The 17043-nt window shown below is 64.7% G+C and carries 20 protein-coding genes; 8 read left to right on the forward strand and 12 right to left on the reverse strand.

Annotated features, from left to right (window positions below; translation table 11 throughout):
• Positions 1–18: 18 nt before the first annotated feature.
• The 3 genes from CXQ89_RS08305 to CXQ89_RS08315 form a co-directional block, all read right to left on the reverse strand.
• A complete protein-coding gene (locus tag CXQ89_RS08305) occupies positions 19–1140 on the reverse strand; it encodes a trans-acting enoyl reductase family protein (RefSeq protein WP_104160919.1) in 1122 nt (373 codons plus the stop codon).
• 77 nt (positions 1141–1217) lie between these two features.
• On the reverse strand, positions 1218–1877 hold the full coding sequence (locus CXQ89_RS08310; RefSeq protein WP_104161415.1) for a response regulator transcription factor: 660 nt from the start codon (positions 1875–1877) through the stop codon (positions 1218–1220).
• A gap of 44 nt (positions 1878–1921) precedes the next feature.
• Positions 1922–3250, reverse strand: a complete 1329-nt coding sequence (locus CXQ89_RS08315) for a sensor histidine kinase (protein WP_104160920.1) — start codon at positions 3248–3250, stop codon at positions 1922–1924.
• A gap of 135 nt (positions 3251–3385) precedes the next feature.
• On the opposite strand from CXQ89_RS08315, the gene CXQ89_RS19100 reads away from it, so the two are divergent.
• Both CXQ89_RS19100 and CXQ89_RS08320 read left to right on the forward strand, forming a co-directional pair.
• Positions 3386–3508, forward strand: coding sequence for a MerR family DNA-binding transcriptional regulator (locus tag CXQ89_RS19100; RefSeq protein ID WP_374952976.1), 123 nt, complete (start codon positions 3386–3388; stop codon positions 3506–3508).
• Positions 3509–3625: 117 nt separating this feature from the next.
• Positions 3626–4189, forward strand: a complete 564-nt coding sequence (locus CXQ89_RS08320; RefSeq protein ID WP_258059975.1) for a GyrI-like domain-containing protein — start codon at positions 3626–3628, stop codon at positions 4187–4189.
• A 42-nt stretch (positions 4190–4231) separates the two neighbouring features.
• Here CXQ89_RS08320 and CXQ89_RS08325 read toward each other — a convergent pair whose 3' ends face one another.
• Together CXQ89_RS08325 and CXQ89_RS08330 are read right to left on the reverse strand one after the other, a co-directional pair.
• Positions 4232–4984: a glucose 1-dehydrogenase gene (locus CXQ89_RS08325; protein WP_104054456.1), complete on the reverse strand. Its 753-nt coding sequence runs from the start codon at positions 4982–4984 to the stop codon at positions 4232–4234.
• A gap of 41 nt (positions 4985–5025) precedes the next feature.
• The gene (locus tag CXQ89_RS08330) at positions 5026–5406 is read right to left on the reverse strand and encodes a VOC family protein (RefSeq protein WP_104054455.1); all 381 of its coding nucleotides are present in this window, start codon (positions 5404–5406) and stop codon (positions 5026–5028) included.
• 239 nt (positions 5407–5645) lie between these two features.
• Here CXQ89_RS08330 and CXQ89_RS08335 point away from each other — a divergent pair, with 239 nt between their 5' ends.
• Together CXQ89_RS08335 and CXQ89_RS08340 are read left to right on the forward strand one after the other, a co-directional pair.
• Complete coding sequence (locus tag CXQ89_RS08335) at positions 5646–6047, forward strand: cupin domain-containing protein (protein ID WP_104054454.1); 402 nt, start codon at positions 5646–5648, stop codon at positions 6045–6047.
• Between the two features lie 33 nt (positions 6048–6080).
• Complete coding sequence (locus tag CXQ89_RS08340; RefSeq protein ID WP_104160921.1) at positions 6081–6926, forward strand: aldo/keto reductase; 846 nt, start codon at positions 6081–6083, stop codon at positions 6924–6926.
• A 30-nt stretch (positions 6927–6956) separates the two neighbouring features.
• Here the strand turns inward: CXQ89_RS08340 and CXQ89_RS08345 are convergent, their stop codons facing one another.
• The 5 genes from CXQ89_RS08345 to CXQ89_RS08365 all read right to left on the reverse strand — a co-directional run bounded on the left by CXQ89_RS08345 (position 6957) and on the right by CXQ89_RS08365 (position 9828).
• Positions 6957–7517, reverse strand: coding sequence for a hypothetical protein (locus CXQ89_RS08345; protein WP_104160922.1), 561 nt, complete (start codon positions 7515–7517; stop codon positions 6957–6959).
• Positions 7514–7759, reverse strand: a complete 246-nt coding sequence (locus tag CXQ89_RS08350) for a hypothetical protein (protein WP_146067213.1) — start codon at positions 7757–7759, stop codon at positions 7514–7516. Before CXQ89_RS08350 ends, CXQ89_RS08345 begins: the two co-directional genes overlap by 4 nt.
• Before the next feature lie 80 nt (positions 7760–7839).
• Positions 7840–8802, reverse strand: a complete 963-nt coding sequence (locus tag CXQ89_RS08355) for an alpha/beta hydrolase (RefSeq protein ID WP_104160924.1) — start codon at positions 8800–8802, stop codon at positions 7840–7842.
• Between the two features lie 250 nt (positions 8803–9052).
• Positions 9053–9337 carry a histidine phosphatase family protein gene (locus tag CXQ89_RS18810; RefSeq protein ID WP_258059976.1) on the reverse strand — a complete coding sequence of 95 codons (285 nt, stop codon included), beginning with the start codon at positions 9335–9337 and terminating at the stop codon, positions 9053–9055.
• 143 nt (positions 9338–9480) lie between these two features.
• Entirely contained in the window at positions 9481–9828 is a 348-nt protein-coding gene (locus CXQ89_RS08365; RefSeq protein WP_104160925.1) for a YnfA family protein, read from the reverse strand.
• A 204-nt stretch (positions 9829–10032) separates the two neighbouring features.
• Here CXQ89_RS08365 and CXQ89_RS08370 point away from each other — a divergent pair, with 204 nt between their 5' ends.
• Entirely contained in the window at positions 10033–10500 is a 468-nt protein-coding gene (locus tag CXQ89_RS08370; RefSeq protein WP_104161416.1) for an S-ribosylhomocysteine lyase, read from the forward strand.
• The gene (gene mtnN, locus CXQ89_RS08375) at positions 10497–11246 is read left to right on the forward strand and encodes a 5'-methylthioadenosine/S-adenosylhomocysteine nucleosidase (RefSeq protein ID WP_258059978.1); all 750 of its coding nucleotides are present in this window, start codon (positions 10497–10499) and stop codon (positions 11244–11246) included. The genes CXQ89_RS08370 and mtnN overlap by 4 nt, the downstream gene beginning before the upstream one ends.
• A 158-nt stretch (positions 11247–11404) precedes the next feature.
• On the opposite strand, the gene CXQ89_RS08380 is transcribed toward mtnN, so the two are convergent.
• Both CXQ89_RS08380 and CXQ89_RS08385 read right to left on the reverse strand, forming a co-directional pair.
• A complete protein-coding gene (locus CXQ89_RS08380) occupies positions 11405–12361 on the reverse strand; it encodes a D-2-hydroxyacid dehydrogenase family protein (RefSeq protein WP_104160926.1) in 957 nt (318 codons plus the stop codon).
• Positions 12362–12586: 225 nt separating this feature from the next.
• The gene (locus CXQ89_RS08385; RefSeq protein WP_104160927.1) at positions 12587–14149 is read right to left on the reverse strand and encodes a M20/M25/M40 family metallo-hydrolase; all 1563 of its coding nucleotides are present in this window, start codon (positions 14147–14149) and stop codon (positions 12587–12589) included.
• 383 nt (positions 14150–14532) lie between these two features.
• On the opposite strand from CXQ89_RS08385, the gene CXQ89_RS08390 reads away from it, so the two are divergent.
• Both CXQ89_RS08390 and CXQ89_RS08395 read left to right on the forward strand, forming a co-directional pair.
• Entirely contained in the window at positions 14533–16431 is a 1899-nt protein-coding gene (locus CXQ89_RS08390; RefSeq protein ID WP_104160928.1) for an FAD-binding monooxygenase, read from the forward strand.
• 59 nt (positions 16432–16490) lie between these two features.
• Entirely contained in the window at positions 16491–16991 is a 501-nt protein-coding gene (locus CXQ89_RS08395; RefSeq protein ID WP_104160929.1) for an ASCH domain-containing protein, read from the forward strand.
• Positions 16992–17043: the final 52 nt, after the last annotated feature.

The raw sequence follows: 17043 nt of genomic DNA on the forward strand, positions 1-17043 counted from the left end.
CCCGCGCCCAGCGAAGCCCTAGGGCCGGCGCCTGTCCACAGGCACCAACCCAACGTCGGCACATCCCAGCGTCAGGCCCTCAAGGCCGAAGGCACTGAGGGGGCTGGCCACACCCGGTGACAGGTCTCGCCGGTCACGCAGCTGCTCAGCTCCCCAGGCGACCAGCTCGCCGGTCAGCGTGTAGACATTGGGGCCGGTCAGCTGTACGGACGACAGCAGGCCCCCGTCCGCTCCCGCCACGGTGGCCACCACCTCGGTACGGGTTTTTGCCCGCCTGGCGCTGTCCGGTCCACCCGGTTTCCCGGCGATCGGTGCCGACAGTTTCTCCATGACGCGGCGGCCCCGAGGGGACTGTGCTACCGCCGAAGAGGCCGCGGACATCAGGCTCATGGCACGGCTGAACGGGGAAAACCAGCCGTTGTAAACCGATACGCTGTCCAGCTGGGGAAACGCATCGGGCAGGAAAAGAACTTCCGTGCCCGGGACCAGCAATCCCGTTCTATGTCCCCGGCGCGTTCCGATCACCGGAAAATCATGGACGTCTGCCGCCGTCCGCACTTGAATCAGGCGTCCGTTGCTAAAGCGCACTGCCGGCAGGAACAGTCCGTCGCGCAGTGTGCTGCGGGTGCCGTGGCTCAGTCCGGGACGCAGCGAGCCGGACGTGAAGTATCCGACGTCGAGCTTTCGTCCGGCATCCCCCGCCTGCTGCGCCGCCAGGGCGCCGGCAAGGATTCCCGGGACATAGTCATACCCGAAGGCAGGCAACAGCACGGCGCCGGTTTCCTCCGACTGCCTCCCGAAGCGGTCCTGCAGCGTGCGGACAAACCCCACCTCCCCGGTGGTGTCGATGTAGCGGGCACCGGCCCGCACCGCTGCTTCGGCAACTCCCAGGCCGAACCGCTCGAAGGGGCCCACGGTACTGATCAGCACGTCACCCTGTCCCAGCAGCCGGCGGATGCTCTCCGGATCCCCGGCGTCTGCGGCGGCGATTTCCAAGCCGGCGTGTTCCCGCGCCAGCCGGGACAGGGCATCGACGTTGCGTCCGGCCAGAAGCGGGCGCATACCCCGCTGCAGCAGTGAGCTCAGCACCAACCCACCGGTATATCCGGTGGCTCCGAACAGGACGATACGCCCGCTCATTGGTCGGTCACCGGCGCATAACGGGTGTCATCATCCATCGCTGTAGTCATGCCGCACAGCATACGCAGGTGAAGCCCCTAGGCCGACTGTAGATAGGCCAGAACGGCCAGCACCCGCCGGTGGTCGGCCGGGCGTTGTTCCAGCCCGAGCTTGGCGAAGATGGAGGTAATGTTTTTCTCCACCGCTCCGGCGGAAAGGAACAGTGTGCTGCCGACGGCGGCATTCGTGCGGCCCTGCGCCATAAGCGCCAGCACCTCCTGCTCGCGCGGGGTCAGCCGGTCCAGGTCCGATCGGTGCCGGGAGGCGCCCATGAGCTGCCGGACCACCTCCGGATCCAGCACGGTTTCGCCTCGCGCCAGCCGCGCCAGGGCGTCCAAAAAATCGGCGACATCGGCCACCCGGTCCTTCAGCAAATAGCCGACGCCCGCAGGATGCCCGGCCAGCAGATCAGCGGCATAGCGGGTCTCCACATACTGCGACAACACCAGCACCCCAATCTGTGGATACGTTTGGCGCAGTTCCAGCGCGGCGCGGATTCCCTCATTGGTGAATGTGGGGGGCATCCGATTGTCCAGGACGACGACGTCGGGCAGCTCGCCGTCGTCCGCCGCGGCCACGGCGTCGAGCAGATCCGCGGCATTGTCGACGGCGGTGGCCACGGTGTGCCCGCGGCTGGTGAGCAGTTCGGTGAGGCCTGCCCGCAGCAGGGCCGAGTCTTCGGCCAGCGCTATCCGCATGAGGTGTGTGCCCGGGACGGGCAAGGCAACGGAAAGTGCTGGAATCATGCCTTTGAGGATAGCGGAAGCTCCACCATGACCAGCGTGGGACCGCCGGCGGGGGACTGAATGTCCAGCAGGCCGTCCACGGACCCGACGCGCTCCCGCAGTCCAGTCAGGCCGGTGCGGGTGCCGTCTGCGGGGCGGTGCCCGACGGCGCCGCCCCGGCCGTCGTCGCTCACGGTGAGGCGCAGGCCGTCGTCGTCGTTCCCCGCTACCGTGATGTCGATCCGGGTGCCGCGGGAGTGTTTGACCGCGTTGTTCACCAGTTCACTGGCGCAGAAATAAGCAATCGCCTCGATGGCAGGGTCCGGGCGGCGGGCCAGCTGATAGGTCACGGAGGTAGGCAGGGCCGCGCCCGCGGCCAGGGTTTCCAACGCGGTATCCAGTCCGTCCTCGAGCGCGGCGGGCCGGATGCCGCGGGCCAGGCCGCGCAGGTCCGCCAGGGCTTCCTTGGCGGTACCGTTGGCACTGTCCAGCAGGGCAAGGATTTCGGGGCTGGCCTCTGCTCCGGCCAGACGGTCGCGGACGTCGCCCACTTTCATGGCGATGGACACCAGCTGCGCCTGCGTGCCGTCATGCAGGTCACGCTCGATCCGGTGCAGCCGCTCATCGGCGTCCTTTACCGAGGCGCTGCGGGACTGCTCCAGGGTGCGTACCCGCAGGCTCCAAGCGGTGGGGGTGAGCAGGGCGGCTGCAAGGCCCGCCTGCAGGCGGGCCGTGACGTTGTTAATCCAAGGCCAGACAAAGAGAAGGATCAGCAGGCCGGTACCGGCGTAAATCCACTGCCACATGGGGGTATCCGCGTAAACCTCCGGAAAGACCTGCGTGCCCCGGCGCCACGAGCCGTCGGCGGCCTGCTGCAGCGGTATAAAGCGGTACCAAAACCAGTGCGTAACCCCGCCCAATCCGGTTGCCAGGAGGGTGACGCTGAGGGTGAAGGCGACGATGGACAGCAGACAGGAGAGCACCATGTGCAGCAGCGCCCGCCAACCGGCCCCGTCCAGCAGTGCGCTGCGCAGAAAACCCAGGAACCCGGGCCTCGGCGCAAACGGCACGGGCCCCGGCAGATCAGTGCCCAGCAGGTGCCGGACCAGACCTCGGTTCAGCCAGCCCCAGCCCCTGGAGGCCACCACCATGGTCGCGGGAATCACCAGCCCGACCCACGTAAACAACAGCGAGACGCCCAGGGAAACGGTGATCACAAAGTAAAAAAAGGCCGCCGTGGTCAGCACGATCGAAATCCAGTGGTAGGCAAAGGCCAGCCAGGTCTTTCCGCGGAACAGCGCGGGGATCCCTGATCGGCGGGAGGCACGGGGCAGCGTTTGTGTCATGGCCCAAGTCTGCCGGTAACGCGGGGTTCGCCGGCACGGGGCATGCCGCCGCGTCCTGGTGGGGATATCCCCCGGGTAAGGCGGCTCACAGGCGATACTTGACCCTGACACAGTGGCAGACGGGAGAACTGGAACATGTTATCCATCGGAGCGTTCGCGCAGATTGGCCAGGTCACCCACCGCATGTTGCGGCACTGGGACGCCGCCGGGCTGCTCGTGCCTGCCCACGTAGATGAGTTCAGCGGTTACCGTTCCTAGGATCCCGCGCAGCTGGAACGGCTGCACCGGATTGTTGCCCTCCGCCAGCTCGGCTTCGGTTTGGAGGACATTTGCTCCATTCTCGACGCCGGTGTGGACGCCGGACGGATTGCAGACATGCTCCGCATCCGGCGCGCCGACGTGGAACGCGAGCAGCGGACGGCTTCGGCCCGGCTCATCGATGTTGAGCGCCGGCTCCACCTCATTGAAAAGGAACATGCCATGTCACAGATCGAGATCGTCTCCAAGTCCCTGCCTGCCGTCCGGCTGGCTGCCCGCGGCGCCGTGGTTGCCGAACAGCCGGAGGTCGCCGGCGTCGTCGGGCCGTTGTTCGATGCCGTGGGGGACATCCTGACTTCCGCAGGTGTTCGGCTGGACCAGCCGATTGCCCAGTATGAAATGACCGAAGACGGCTTGCGCATCCTCGCCGGCTATGCCATCAGCTCGGACGCGCCCGACGGTGTGGACGCAGTGGATTTGCCCTCGGTGCCGGTCGCCATCTGCGGCGTTCACTTGGGCAGTATGGACCGGATCGGGGAAAGCTGGCAGGCCGTTCACGCCGAGATGATTGCCCGCGGCTTCTCGCCGTCCGGTCCGTGCCGGGAGGTCTATGTCCGGGCCGTGTCCGATGACCAGCAGGACTGGGTTACTGAGCTGCAGCAGCCGGTTGAGCGGGCCTGATGTTCGGCGGACCGGCAAAGAGTGCCGGTCCGCCGAACACGGTCAGACGTTATAGATCTTCCCCGCCGTAATTCCGCCGTCCACAACAAATTCGGCCCCGGTGCAGAAGCTGGATTCGTCGCTGGCGAGGAACACGACCATGCTGGTGACCTCTTCGGGAGCGGCCGGACGGGTGAGTGTGGTTTCGGTGAAGTCGATCGGCTTCTGTTCGCCCATCACGGCTGTCATCGGAGTCTGGATGGATCCCGGGTGGACCGAGTTGACCCGGACGCGAGAGCCGGCCAGCTCCATGGCGGCGGACTTGGTGAGGCCCCGGACGCCGAACTTCGATGCCGTGTAGCCGTGCATCCCGGCAATGCCTTCCAATCCTGCGGTGGAGGAAATGTTGATGATGGATGACGGAGCGGAGGCCTTCAACGCCTCGACTGACGCCGTCATGCCCAGGAACGGTCCGGTCAAGTTGATGTCCAGGACCCGCTGCCAGCGCTCCACCGGATACTCGCCCAGCGCCCCGCCGTCGAGAATCCCGGCGTTGTTCACCAGGACATTGAGTTCGCCGAAGGCTTCAAGAGTGGCGGCAACGGCGGCGGCCCAGTCCCCGGCGCTGGTGACATTCAGGTGCACGTAACGGGCGGCTTCACCCAGTTCTTCCGCCAGGGCCGTACCGGCGTCGTCATTGATGTCCGCAATCATCACCTTGGCACCTTCGCGCACGAAGGCGCGGGCATGGGAGGCGCCCATGCCGCTTGCTGCTCCGGTGATCAGGGCTACTTTGTCTTTAAGTCGATCGCTCATGAGGGCTTCCTTCGCGTGTGAGGGGATCAAGGTGGGGTGGGTTAGTTTGGCCGGACAGCGGTAAGGCAGAACGGATGGCCCGCGGGGTCCAGAAGTACCCGCCACTGTCCGGGTGCCGGCTGGTGGTCAGCGGGCTTTGCGCCCAACCGTACTGCCGCGTCCGCTGCTGAGTCCACGTTGTCCACGGCAATATCCAGATGCATCTGCTGGCGCTGGGGACCATCCGGCCAGGAAGGCGGGATGTAGTCATCGGCACGCATCAGCGTCAGCATGGGGCCGGCCCCGGACAACGCCACCACGCCGCGGTCCGGGGTGGCAAACGCTTCAACAAGTCCCAGAAGCGCGCAATAAAACTCAGCCAGCACATCGGTATCAGGGCAATCAAGGGAAATGGACGCAAGCTGTCCCACACGTTCAGTCATGGCTTCAAACCTACAGCGTGCCCGGATGCCGCTGCGTGCCATGTCTTTCTGAGTGTTGTTCTTGTGTTGAGTCTGTCCAACCCCACGGGTGTTGCGAATTCTTTGCCCCAGGCGGCAAAAAACTTCGGGCCACCGAGGCTGGAATGGAACCTCCAACCTCCCACAGGAGACCTCACGCTTGTAACGTCGAAGGGGTGCAAACGGGCCCCCGCTTGCCGGCACACCATCAGGGAGCTGCGATGAGACTGGAACCGCGCCGGCCCAGCACCAAGGGACCTGCCAACATGTTCACCGGCGACGTCTGGTTCGAAGTCATCGCCGCACCTCAGCCCGCGCCCTCGCGTATGCGGGTGAATTCCGTCCACTTCGCCCCCGGAGCCCGGACCGCCTGGCATGTGCACGCCGTCGGGCAGACCGTGCACGTGACCGAGGGCTGCGGTCTGATCCAGTCGCGCGGCGGCGAGGTGACCGAGATGCGTCCCGGCGACACCGTCTACACCCCGCCGGGGGAGTGGCACTGGCACGGTGCAGCCCCCGACACTCTTATGACTCATCTGGCCATGTGGGAGGCGCCGGAGGAAGGCGCCGAATCGGAATGGGGAGACCTGGTCACCGACGAGGAATACCGTTCCCGCACGTAAACGGCAGGAACGCTGCCACTGAAAGGAAACCCGATGGAATACGTCACCCTGAACAATGACGTGATTATGCCGATCCTTGGCTTCGGTGTGTACCAAATCCCGCCGGACAAGACCGAAGCGGCCGTGACGAATGCCCTCAACGCCGGCTACCGCTCACTGGACACGGCCGCCGCCTATCAGAACGAGGAAGCCGTGGGCCGGGCCGTGCACAAAAGCGGCATCCCCCGCAACGAACTCTTCATCACCACCAAACTCTGGATCCAGGACAACGGCGAGGCCACCACCATGCAGGCCTTCGAAACCTCGCTGCGGAACCTGGGCATGGAATACGTGGATCTGTATCTGATCCACCAGCCCTTCGGTGATGTCTACGGCGAGTGGCGGACGATGGAACAGATCTTCAACGACGGCGGCGCCCGTGCCATTGGTGTCTCCAACTTTGGATCTGACCGGCTGCTGGATTTGATCCTCCATAACAACGTCACCCCGGCCGTGAACCAGATTGAGACAAACCCGTTCTACCAGCGGGCGGTCGAAAACGAACTGATGCATACCCACGGGGTTCAGCACGAATCCTGGGCCCCGTTCGCGGAGGGGAAAAACAACCTCTTCGAGAACCCGACCCTTGGCACCATCAGTTCCGAGCACGGCAAGTCCGTGGCCCAGGTGGTGCTGCGCTGGCTGATCCAGCGTGAAATTGTGGTGATCCCCAAAACCGTCCAGGTGGACCGGATGGCCGCGAACATGGACGTGTTCGATTTTGAGCTGAGCCCTCAGGAAATGGCAGCCATCGCGGACCTCGATACCGGCAAGACCCAGTTCTTCAACCACAGTGACCCCGAGGCCGTCAGCCAGCTCAGCGGCGTAAAGATGGAGTAGCCCGGCCCCCGCCGCGGCAGACCACCCGGGTCACTCTGACTCGGGGGCTGCGGCAGTTTCGGGCGCCTTGTGTAGGTCGCGCACGAGGTAAAGCCAGGGGAAGGCCCGGCAGCCGACCTCCCAGCCGTCTGTCTCGTAGAGGTGGGACGGCTTTGTCCACAGCACCCGACGGTGCTCCCACTGGGTATCGGTGCGCAGCACGCGGTGACGCAGCCAGTCGACGCCGATGGTGCGCCAGCCCATCCTCCCGGCAAGCTCCAGTTCACCCATCTCATCGAAGGCAGTCACCGGTCCGAGCCATCGTTCCTGAGAATCGGGGAGGCCCTCCTCCGTGCGGCCGCCGAAACGCTGCTGGACAGCTTGCCGGGTCAATCCCAGCTCACGGCCTAGTGCAGCCCAGCTGACGCCTGCGCTTCGGGCAGCAGCGACCGCCTGGTGCTGTAGTTGCTGGCTGGCGCGTTCAGCCGCACCAGTCCGCGCCACCAGGGCGAGATGGTCCGCCTCGGTGAGGTTGCCGGCGTCGTCGTAATCGCCGAGTATCAGGGCTCCGATCTGCTCCTGAAGATCTGTGTCGCCAAGCTGGTCCGTCACTGCTGGTCCGTCCGGTCCCGACTGGGGAGCCAGTCGTCGGTCTGGGTGCTGGTTAGCCCGTGTCTGCGGACACAGAGAACGCCAAAATAGGCGCTCAGGACGATCAGCATGAACGCTGCCCCCTGGCACATGCCCTTGAGGAATCCGTCCAAGTCAAGGATGAGGTACAGGGCGATCAGCGCCAGTGCCGCCACCAGCATGATGAAGGCCAAAAGGGCTATGACAGCTCGTGAAGATTTCATGTGTCAATTAGAAGTTGACATATATCCGCTGTCAAGACCTTATTGACGCCTTTTTTCTTTCTCCGTCCCCTCCAAAGCTGCTACCGAACCCCGGCAGGGGCCAGGGCGAGCTGCAATTCACTGCAAAGTTCCGCCAGGGCCTGCGGGGCGCTGCGGCAGAGCCGGGGAAACGCCAGATACCCGTGCGGCATCCCCACATAGGTGGTGACACGGACCGGAACGCCGGCGGCGCGCAGGGCTTCGGCGTAGCGCAGCCCGTCGTCACGGATCGGATCATGCTCGGCCACCTGGATGAGTGCCGGAGGCAGTCCGCTGTGGTCTGCGGCAAGAAGGGGCGAGGCATAGGGATTGCTGCGGTCGCCGTCGTCGGGCACGTAGTGGCGGCGGAAGGCGAGGACATCGCTCTTGGTGAGCACGGGCGCGTCCGCGTTTTCCTCTAGCGAGGCGCTGCCCAGGGTCAGGTCGGTGGCGGGGTAAATCAGGCCCTGAAAGGTGATCGGCGGCCCCGATCTGTCCCGGGCCATCAGCGTCAGAACCGCGGCAAGATTCCCTCCGGCGCTGTCGCCGACGACGGCGATCCTGCCGCCGTCGGCCTGCCATTGCGCCGCACGCGCGGCCACATCCACGAGGGCCGCGTAGCAATCCTCGGCCGCAGCGGGCCAGCGGTGCGTCGGTGCCAGCCGGTAATCGAGGGATACGACGACGGCGCCGGTTTCCTTCGCAATGTTGCTGCCCAGCCAGTCGTAGGTGTTCAGGGTTCCGCTGGTCCAGCCGCCCCCGTGAACCAGGATGACGAGCGGCAACAGGCCCTGGGTGTGGTGCGGGCGGTAAACCCGGACCGGGATCCGGCCCTCACCGCCGTCTGCGGTGTCATCGGTGACGTCAACGCCCGCTGCGAGCCCGCCCAGCAGCCAGTCCAGCACCGGGTTGTGTTCGAGGGTGCGCTGCTGATCGGTGAGGATCTGTTCCTCGCTCTTGCCGGTGACTGAGATCCTCCGCAGGGCCCGTCCGATCAACCGCACCCGCAAATCCAGCTTCGCCATGTCCGCACCTTCCCGGAAGTTGGCAACCGGTCCGGTTGCGACTGGCTTGAATATACAGATCAGGACCGGGTTTCGGGTATCCCCAGGTGACCGGTGAGATTCAGGTCCAGAACGCGCCGGTCATGATAGAAATCGTCTTCATTCAAATGCGTAATACTGCCCGGGGACAGTCGAAATTTCACGTAGCCGGCGGCGTGGAGGGGCAAATTGACCCAGGCAGCAATGAGGTAAGTGGCTGAACCGCCGTGGGTTACAACAACGGTTCGCGAAGGTCCGGGTCGAAAGTTATTTCCAGGCCCAGCCGGTCGCTGATGGTTTCTGCCGTCTGCCGCGTCCGGCGCAGATCTGAGCTGATGAGCAGCGTCCCGCCGTCGCCGTCGGGCAGGGATCCGGATAGAAGATCACCCAGCGTGGCAGCTATCCGGCCCGCGTCCTTCACGCCCCGGGGGGTCAGTGCCGAGTCATGCCAGCCGCCAACAATGTTCTCGACGTGGTGGGTCGCCTCGGGGTGGGTGACAATGTACAAGTTCCGCATGGTGACATGGTCCACCACAGAGTTTCGTCAGTCAGGTACACGGATCCGTCAATGACTGCTGCTCCGGCGTACGGGTAGGGGCGGCGCAGGTTGTCCAGGACGACGTCGGCATACACCGCGGCCAGTCTGCCGGCGGTCGGCCGTCACGAGGCGACCGCCGACGCGCGCGGCGCAAACATGATCACCGCTACTCCCGCGAGGCAGATGATCGAGCCGATGACATCCCAGCGGTCGGGCCGGAAGCCGTCAAAGACCATGCCCCACGCCAGCGACCCGGCAACAAACACTCCGCCGTAGGCCGCCAGAATCCGCCCGAAATGTGCGTCGGGCTGAAGTGTCGCTACAAAGCCGTAGAGCCCCAGGGCAATGACTCCGAGACCGGCCCACCACCAGGCGCGATCCTCCCGGACGGCCTGCCACACCATCCAGGCGCCGCCGATTTCGGCCAGGGCGGCCAAGAGGAATAAGAGCACGGTTTTCGCAGTGGTCATACGAACATCCTGCCGCACCCGCGATGGGTCCGGGGTTTGCGTTCTTGGTCACCTTTACGCCGTGCGTCAGCGATATTCAGAAACTTGAACAGCTTCACCCTATAGTCTGGTCTGTTGTCCCTGCCGCCACTGCGGCTGCCGGGGCCGGGGGATCCCTGGGCTCGGACGGCGGAACGCCCCCTCGAACAGAACAGAAGGATGAAGATGGATCAAGAGCGCATGAATGTGGAATCGTTCAACCTCGACCACCGTCTTGTTGCGGCACCGTATATCCGGGTTGCCGACACAAAGCAGCTTCCGGGCGGTGACGTGATTACCAAGTTTGATGTTCGGTTCACCCAGCCCAACGCGGCCCACCTCGAAATGGACGCCGTGCACTCCCTGGAGCACCTTTTCGCCGAACATTCACGCAATCACTCCGACAAGGTGATTGATTTTTCTCCGATGGGCTGCCAGACGGGCTTCTATCTGATGATGCAGGGCGCTCCGGCCTTTGAAGAGGTCGCTGCTCTGATCGAGGTGACGTTGAACGACGTTCTGCGCGCAGATTCAGTGCCTGCCGCCAATGAGGTTCAGTGCGGCTGGGGCGCCAACCACTCCCTCGAAGCGGCGCAGGCGGCGGCTTCGGGCTTCCTTGCGGAACGCGCCGGCTGGGATGTGGTGTACGCGTGAGTTCAGCTGCATTCGTCATCCTCGTAGCGATGGAAGACGAGCTTGTCCCCTTTATCGAACGGGCAGAGGATATTGGCCCGGCCCGGCAGATCGGAAATGCGGTTCACCGCGATGCTGTTCTGGCTGGCCACCCCGTTGTGCTCGTTCGAACCGGCATCGGCCTCGTTAACGCCGCCGGAGCAGCAACCTCGGCACTTCTCGAAGCACAGCGTGCCGGCGGAAACAATGAGCATCCGGTCGTGATCAGCGCGGGCAGCGCCGGCGGGTTGGGAGCCGGTGTCCGTGTTGGAGACGTCGTGGTGGGAACCCAGTACATCAATGTGGACGCCGACGCCCGTGCCTTCGGGTACAAGCTCGGCCAGGTACCGGGAATGCCCGACACCTACCCGGCCCCTGAGCCGCTGACCGAATCCATTCGCCTGGCCCGGTCCGGCGGAACCATTCCGATGCACCACGGCCTGATCGTTTCCAGCTACAACTTTGTCACTCCGGCCAGGGCCGAACTGATTACCGGTAGTTTCCCCGGTGCGCTGGCAACGGACATGGAGTCCTCTGCCATTGCTCAGACATGCTTCGTTTTTGGGGCCCCGTTCATTTCTGTCCGCGGCATCTCCGACCTGTGCGGGCCTGCAGCGGAGGATGATTTCCGGGACCAGGTGGATGACGCGGCAACCCAGTCGGCCAACGTGGTGATCTCCTCGCTGGACGCCATGGCAGGGGTGGCGGGCGCCTACCAGCCGGCCTAGGGGGACTTGGGGCATTTCCCTCCGTTTTGGGAAATCCCTGCCGTTGCGAGCCGGCAGTTTTTGCCCAAACCGGACGCTTTGCCCAAACCGGGGCGCTTTTCCCTAAAGCGGAGGGATCTCGCCGGGGATCCCTCCGCAGGTGCCCCGGCCCCGGCGACCTACAGCATCCGCAGGGGAACGCCGGCCAGGAATCCCTGAATATCCTCCACCACCTGCGGAAAGAACGTGGCGTAGTTCCGCTCCGTCACGTAACCCAGGTGCGGGGTCGCCAGGACATTGGGCAGATCCCGGAACGGAGACGACGCCGGCAGCGGCTCCTCCTCGAAAACATCCAGTCCGGCGCCGGCAATCCGCCCCTGCATCAGCGCCTCCAGAAGGGCTGACTGATCCACGATCGCGGCGCGCGATGTGTTGATCAGATGCGCCGTCGGCTTCATAAGGGCCAACTCCTCGGCGCCGAGCAGGCCCCGCGTGCGGTCGCTGAGAACCAGATGGACGGAGACGACGTCGGCTTCAGCCAGCAGCTCCTCCTTGGAAGCTGCAAGCCTTGCACCGGTTGCCTCGGCCCGTTCTGCGGTGAGGTTGGAGCTCCACGCGAGCACGTCCATGCCAAATGCCGTTCCGACGCGTGCAACCTGCGAACCGATCTTGCCCAGTCCCAGCATCCCGAGGGTGGCACCGTGCAGGTCCGTGCCGACGGTGTGCTGCCATGGCCCGCGGTCCCGGAGGGCCGTCGCTTCGGGAACCAGATGACGCGCCAGTCCCAGGATCAGGGCCCAGGTCAGCTCCGCCGGGGGAGAGGAGTTGCTCGCCGTGCCGCACACTGTCACGCCCTGGTTGCGGGCTGCCTCCACATCGATGGACGCGTTGCGCATGCCGGTGGTCACCAACAGTTTCAGCCGGGGAAGCCGCACCAGGAGACTGGCTGGAAAGGGCGTCCGTTCGCGCATCAGGACGACGACGTCGAACCCGGCCAGGCGCTCTGCCACGGCATCTTCCCCGGTGAGGTGATCCGTGAAGACAGTCAGCTCAACCTGTTCGCCGAGGCTACCCCAGTCGGCAAACCGGGTGGCGGCATGCTGATAATCGTCGAGCACTGCACATTTCACAAGCATGCATTTTTCCTTTGCGGCGGGGTGGCGATGCAATTGACATTAGCTGAGGCTTGATAGACATTTCAGGATCTCCCTGATTGTCCTCTCACTGTTGCTGCTCGCCGGCACGGGCGCATTTCTTGCCCTGGCGTTGGCTCGGCCGCGGCGGTCATAAGGCCAACAAACACGACAAAGGCTGTGCCCGGCCAAGCTGGGGCCGGGCACAGCCTCTCTGTATTCGGACGTTTAAACCCTGAAGCCGGAAAAGACTGAGTACATGTAGTTTGTTCCCTGCTCCAGCGCAGCAGTGAAAATGCGTTCGTCATTGCCGTGCATCCCAATCAGCTGTTCGTTGCTGAGGACATAAGGGTAGACGCCGTAGCCCGGGATTCCGCGGTCGCGCCACGGGGCCAGGCTGGTCCCCGCCTCGAACAGGGCCGGAGTGAAGCGGGCGCCGGGGTAGGTGGTCCGGGCCGCTGTTTTCAGCGCCCGGAACAGATCGGTGTTGGTGTCGGCCGGAGGAATGGCCCAAGTCTGGTCCAGCGTGGCCAGATAATCCTCTTCGGAGACGCCTTCAGGGGCCGCGATCCTTACTTCCACGTCCTTACGGGACAGCCGGTCGCGGACCTGGGTCAGGAATTCCCGCGGCTTCTGGCCCCCGGGAATGGCGCGGCAGTTCAAGCGTGCCTCGGCAGAGGACGGAATGACATTCTCCTTGTAGCCCGCGTTCTGGATGACAAAGGCGTGGGTGGTGCGCAGCAGTGCGCTGTGCAGTGCCGGGTAGGGCGACTTGGCGATCACCATGCGTGCCCAGCGGTCCAGCATTTGAGGGTTCCGTGCCTCCAGCATCCTCCGCAGTGCTTGGGCGAATCCCCGGTTCCTGGTGGCCTCCGCCAGGGCCCTGAAATATTCGCGGGTCACATCCGTGAGATAGACCGGAGCCTGCCAGTCGCCCAGCTTCGCGACGGCGCGTGCCAGGGTGACTATGGCGGCATCGCTGAGCGGTTTGGAGGAGTGGGTGGCGGTGCCCCGTGCGATGAGGTCGATATTGAAGTACACCTTGTCCTGCCTCGTTGCGCTGATGAGCATGGGGGTGGTTTGGTCCTCCTGGGCCAGGAACCAGCCTCCCTCCGTAAGCACGGAACCTGCGTCGAGTTTCTCCCAGTAGTTAGCTGCGAGCCAGCGCGAACCGAAGGATCCCGCTTCCTCGTCGCAGTCCGTGAGCACAATGATGTCCCGGTCGAAACGGGCGCCTTCGCTCAGATGGCGCAGCAGGGCCGCGATGGAAGCGGCGTTTGCCCCCTTCATGTCCAGTGCGCCGCGTCCGTAGATTTCACCGTTGCGCACCTCGCCGCTGAAAGGATCGGCTGTCCAGTTCTCCAGCTCCACCGGCACCACATCGGAGTGGCCCAGCAGCAGGAGGGGGTCGGCCCGGCCGGTGCCCGGGATTCGCGCGATGAGATGCACATTGTTTGGCTGGGGCGTGTCGATGATCTCGACCGGAACTCCCGCGCGGGTCCAGACCTCCCTCAGCATTTCGGCATGGGGGCGGGTGTTGGCTCCTGTTCCGAAATTCTGGGTATCGAAGGACAGCATCCGTTTTAGCAGGTCCAGCGGATCGGTGTCCGTGCCGGGGATGGCGGGGGCGGCCGGTGCAGGAACGGCCGAAGGTGCCGTGAGCAGGCTCAGGCCCGCTAGCCCGGCAGCCGTGGTTCCGGCTACGCCGCCCAGGAATGTCCTGCGCCGGACGCTCGCTGCATGTTGATCGCCGGCTAACGATTGATGGTCACGGGGTGTAGGGGTGCGCATGGTGCTTCCCTCTCGGTGCGGCGGCATGTCCCAGTGAAGGACGCCCGGGCCGCCACGCTCACAGGGGTGCTGCGCAAAGACAAGGCTGCAAGGCTGGAACGGGTCAAAAGCGTCTAAAGAGCCGGGCTGCAGGCACGCACCGTTGACGGCTGAGGCCTGCCAAGGGAGACTGCAAAGTTTCCGCGGCTGCTAGCAGTCCCGCAAGCGGCAGTTTCCCCAACCGTCGCACCTGGCAACCTGCTTGTGACGCGGATCATACTTCCAGTACAGTGAACACCAGCTTGATTCGAATACTGAACTGGCTGTTCAAATAACGAACACTAGTCGCTGTTTGAAACGTGAAACCCCAGTCGGTCCGCAGACACAAAGAAGTGAGGACACCCGTGCAGTTCCACCACCACGGCTACGTATCCGGAGACCCGCGCATTCAGCCGGCCGCAGGCGTGGGCCTTGACCGCCCTGCGGAACTCCCGGATCAGGTTGACGTCCTGATTGTCGGCTCAGGTCCGGCCGGCATGCTCACCGCCGCGCAGCTGTCACAGTTCCCGAACATCACCACCCGGATCGTGGAGCGCCGCGACGGACGGCTGGTTCTGGGCCAGGCAGACGGCATCCAGGCCCGCAGCGTCGAAACCTTCCAGGCGTTTGGCTTCGCCGAGGAGATCACCGCTGAGGCCTACCGGATCACCGAGATGTGCTTTTGGCGCCCCGACCCCGAGGACCCTTCGCGCATTGTCCGCTCCGGGCGCGCCCTCGATGATGAAGCCGGCATCAGCGAGTTCCCGCACCTGATCGTGAACCAGGCCCGGGTATTGGACTACTTCGCCCGGGTCATGGCCTACGCGCCCACCCGCATGGCTCCCGATTACGGCTTCGAATTTGTTGGCCTGGAGGTCGACGACGACGCCGAGTACCCGGTGACCGTCACCCTCCTGCGCACTGCAGGTCCGGATGAAGGCACCGAACGCACGGTGAAGGCCAAGTATGTGGTGGGCTCTGACGGCGCCCGCAGCAAGGTCCGCTCCGCCATCGGCTGCACCCTCGAAGGAGACAAGGCAAACCATGCCTGGGGCGTGATGGATGTCCTGGCAAACACTGACTTCCCCGATATCCGCACCAAGTGCGCCATCCAGTCCTCCAACGGCGGCTCCATCCTGCTCATTCCGCGTGAGGGCGGGCACCTGTTCCGGATGTACGTGGATCTCGGTGTGGTGCCCGAGGATGACAACGGTGCTGTCCGCAAGACCACCATCGACGAGATCATCGCCAAGGCCAACGGCATCCTGGCCCCCTACACGCTCGACGTCCGCAACGTGGCCTGGCACAGCGTCTACGAAGTGGGCCACCGGCTCACCGACCGGTTCGACGACGTACTGCCCGCCGACGTCGGCACCCGCACCCCGCGCGTGTTCATCACCGGCGACGCCTGCCACACGCACAGCGCCAAAGCCGGCCAGGGCATGAACGTCTCCATGCAGGACGGCTTTAACATCGGCTGGAAGCTCGGCCATGTACTGGACGGCCGCAGCCCGGAGAGCCTGCTCTCCACCTATTCAGCCGAGCGCCAGGTGGTGGCTCAGAACCTCATCAATTTCGATAAGGAATGGTCCACGCTGATGGCCAAGCGGCCCGAGGAGTTCGAGAACCCCTCGGACCTTGAGGACTTTTACGTGCGCACCGCCGAATTCCCGGCCGGTTTCATGACGGAGTACACGCCGTCGATGGTCATCGCCGAAGCCAAGCACCAGGACCTGGCTGCCGGTTTTCCCGTAGGCAAGCGCTTCAAGTCCGCACCCGTGCGACGCGTCTCGGACACCAATCCGGTTCACCTCGGACACCAGGCCAAGGCGGACGGCCGCTGGCGGATCTACGTCTTCGCCGACGCGGCGCCGGCCGGAGCTGCCTCGCCGGTCAGCGACCTGGCCCGGTGGCTGGACACTGCTCCCGGGTCGCCGCTGGCAGCCACGCCGGAGGGTGCAGACCGCGACGCCTGGTTTGACGTCAAGGTCATTTACCAGCAGGACCACACCGGCATCGACCTCAACGCTGTGCCGTCAGTGTTCAAGCCCGAAGTGGGCCCCTACCAGCTCACGGACCTCGCCAAGGTTTACGGTGCCGATCCAAAGGCTGACATTTTCGAGGAACGCGGCCTGGACCGCGGCGGCGTGATGGTGGTGGTCCGCCCGGACCAGTACGTGGCCAACGTCCTGCCGCTGACGGCAACGGCGGAGCTCGGGGATTTCTTCGCCCCGCTGCTGCCGGCCCGGCAGTCACAGGTCTAGTTTCGATCCCTGCGTAAGGGTGTGGGCGCAGGCACCGCCGCAGTGGCAGACTGGGAACCATGGACACCCCGACTGATTCGATTGAACCGGACTTCGACGCCGCGGCCGTTCTCTGGGATGCCTACGCCGCCGCCAACCCCGAGCAGGCTGCCGCTGACAGCCAGTACAACGTGGAAACCTTCGGGGATTCCCCAAGGCTGGCCGATGAGCTCCTCGCACTGGTGCTGGACGGCAGGAAAACCGCCACCTCTTCGCTCGTTGCCGAATATGCGGAGGAAGGGGATCAGCTGCCGCGGATCGGCATCCATTGGATTGTCTGTGACAGCACCGGTGCCCCGCGGGCTATCCTGCGGACCACGGAACTTCGCCTGGGCACCTTTCTTGACGTCGATGCAGCTTTTGCGCGCGACGAAGGCGAGGATGACCTGAGCTTGGATTCCTGGCGGCGCGAACACCGCAGGTACTGGGAGCGCACCGCTGCGGCACGGGGGATCAGCTGGTCCGAGTCCGACGAGCTGGTGCTTGAGCGGTTCAGGGTGGTCTGGCGGGCGGACGCCTGACGGGCCGCTCAGCACCTTAGCCGGTGAGCGGGTGCTGCCGTTCGGTGGTGCG

Source organism: Arthrobacter sp. ZGTC212 (genome assembly GCF_002929255.1).
Lineage (GTDB): Bacteria > Actinomycetota > Actinomycetes > Actinomycetales > Micrococcaceae > Arthrobacter_B > Arthrobacter_B sunyaminii.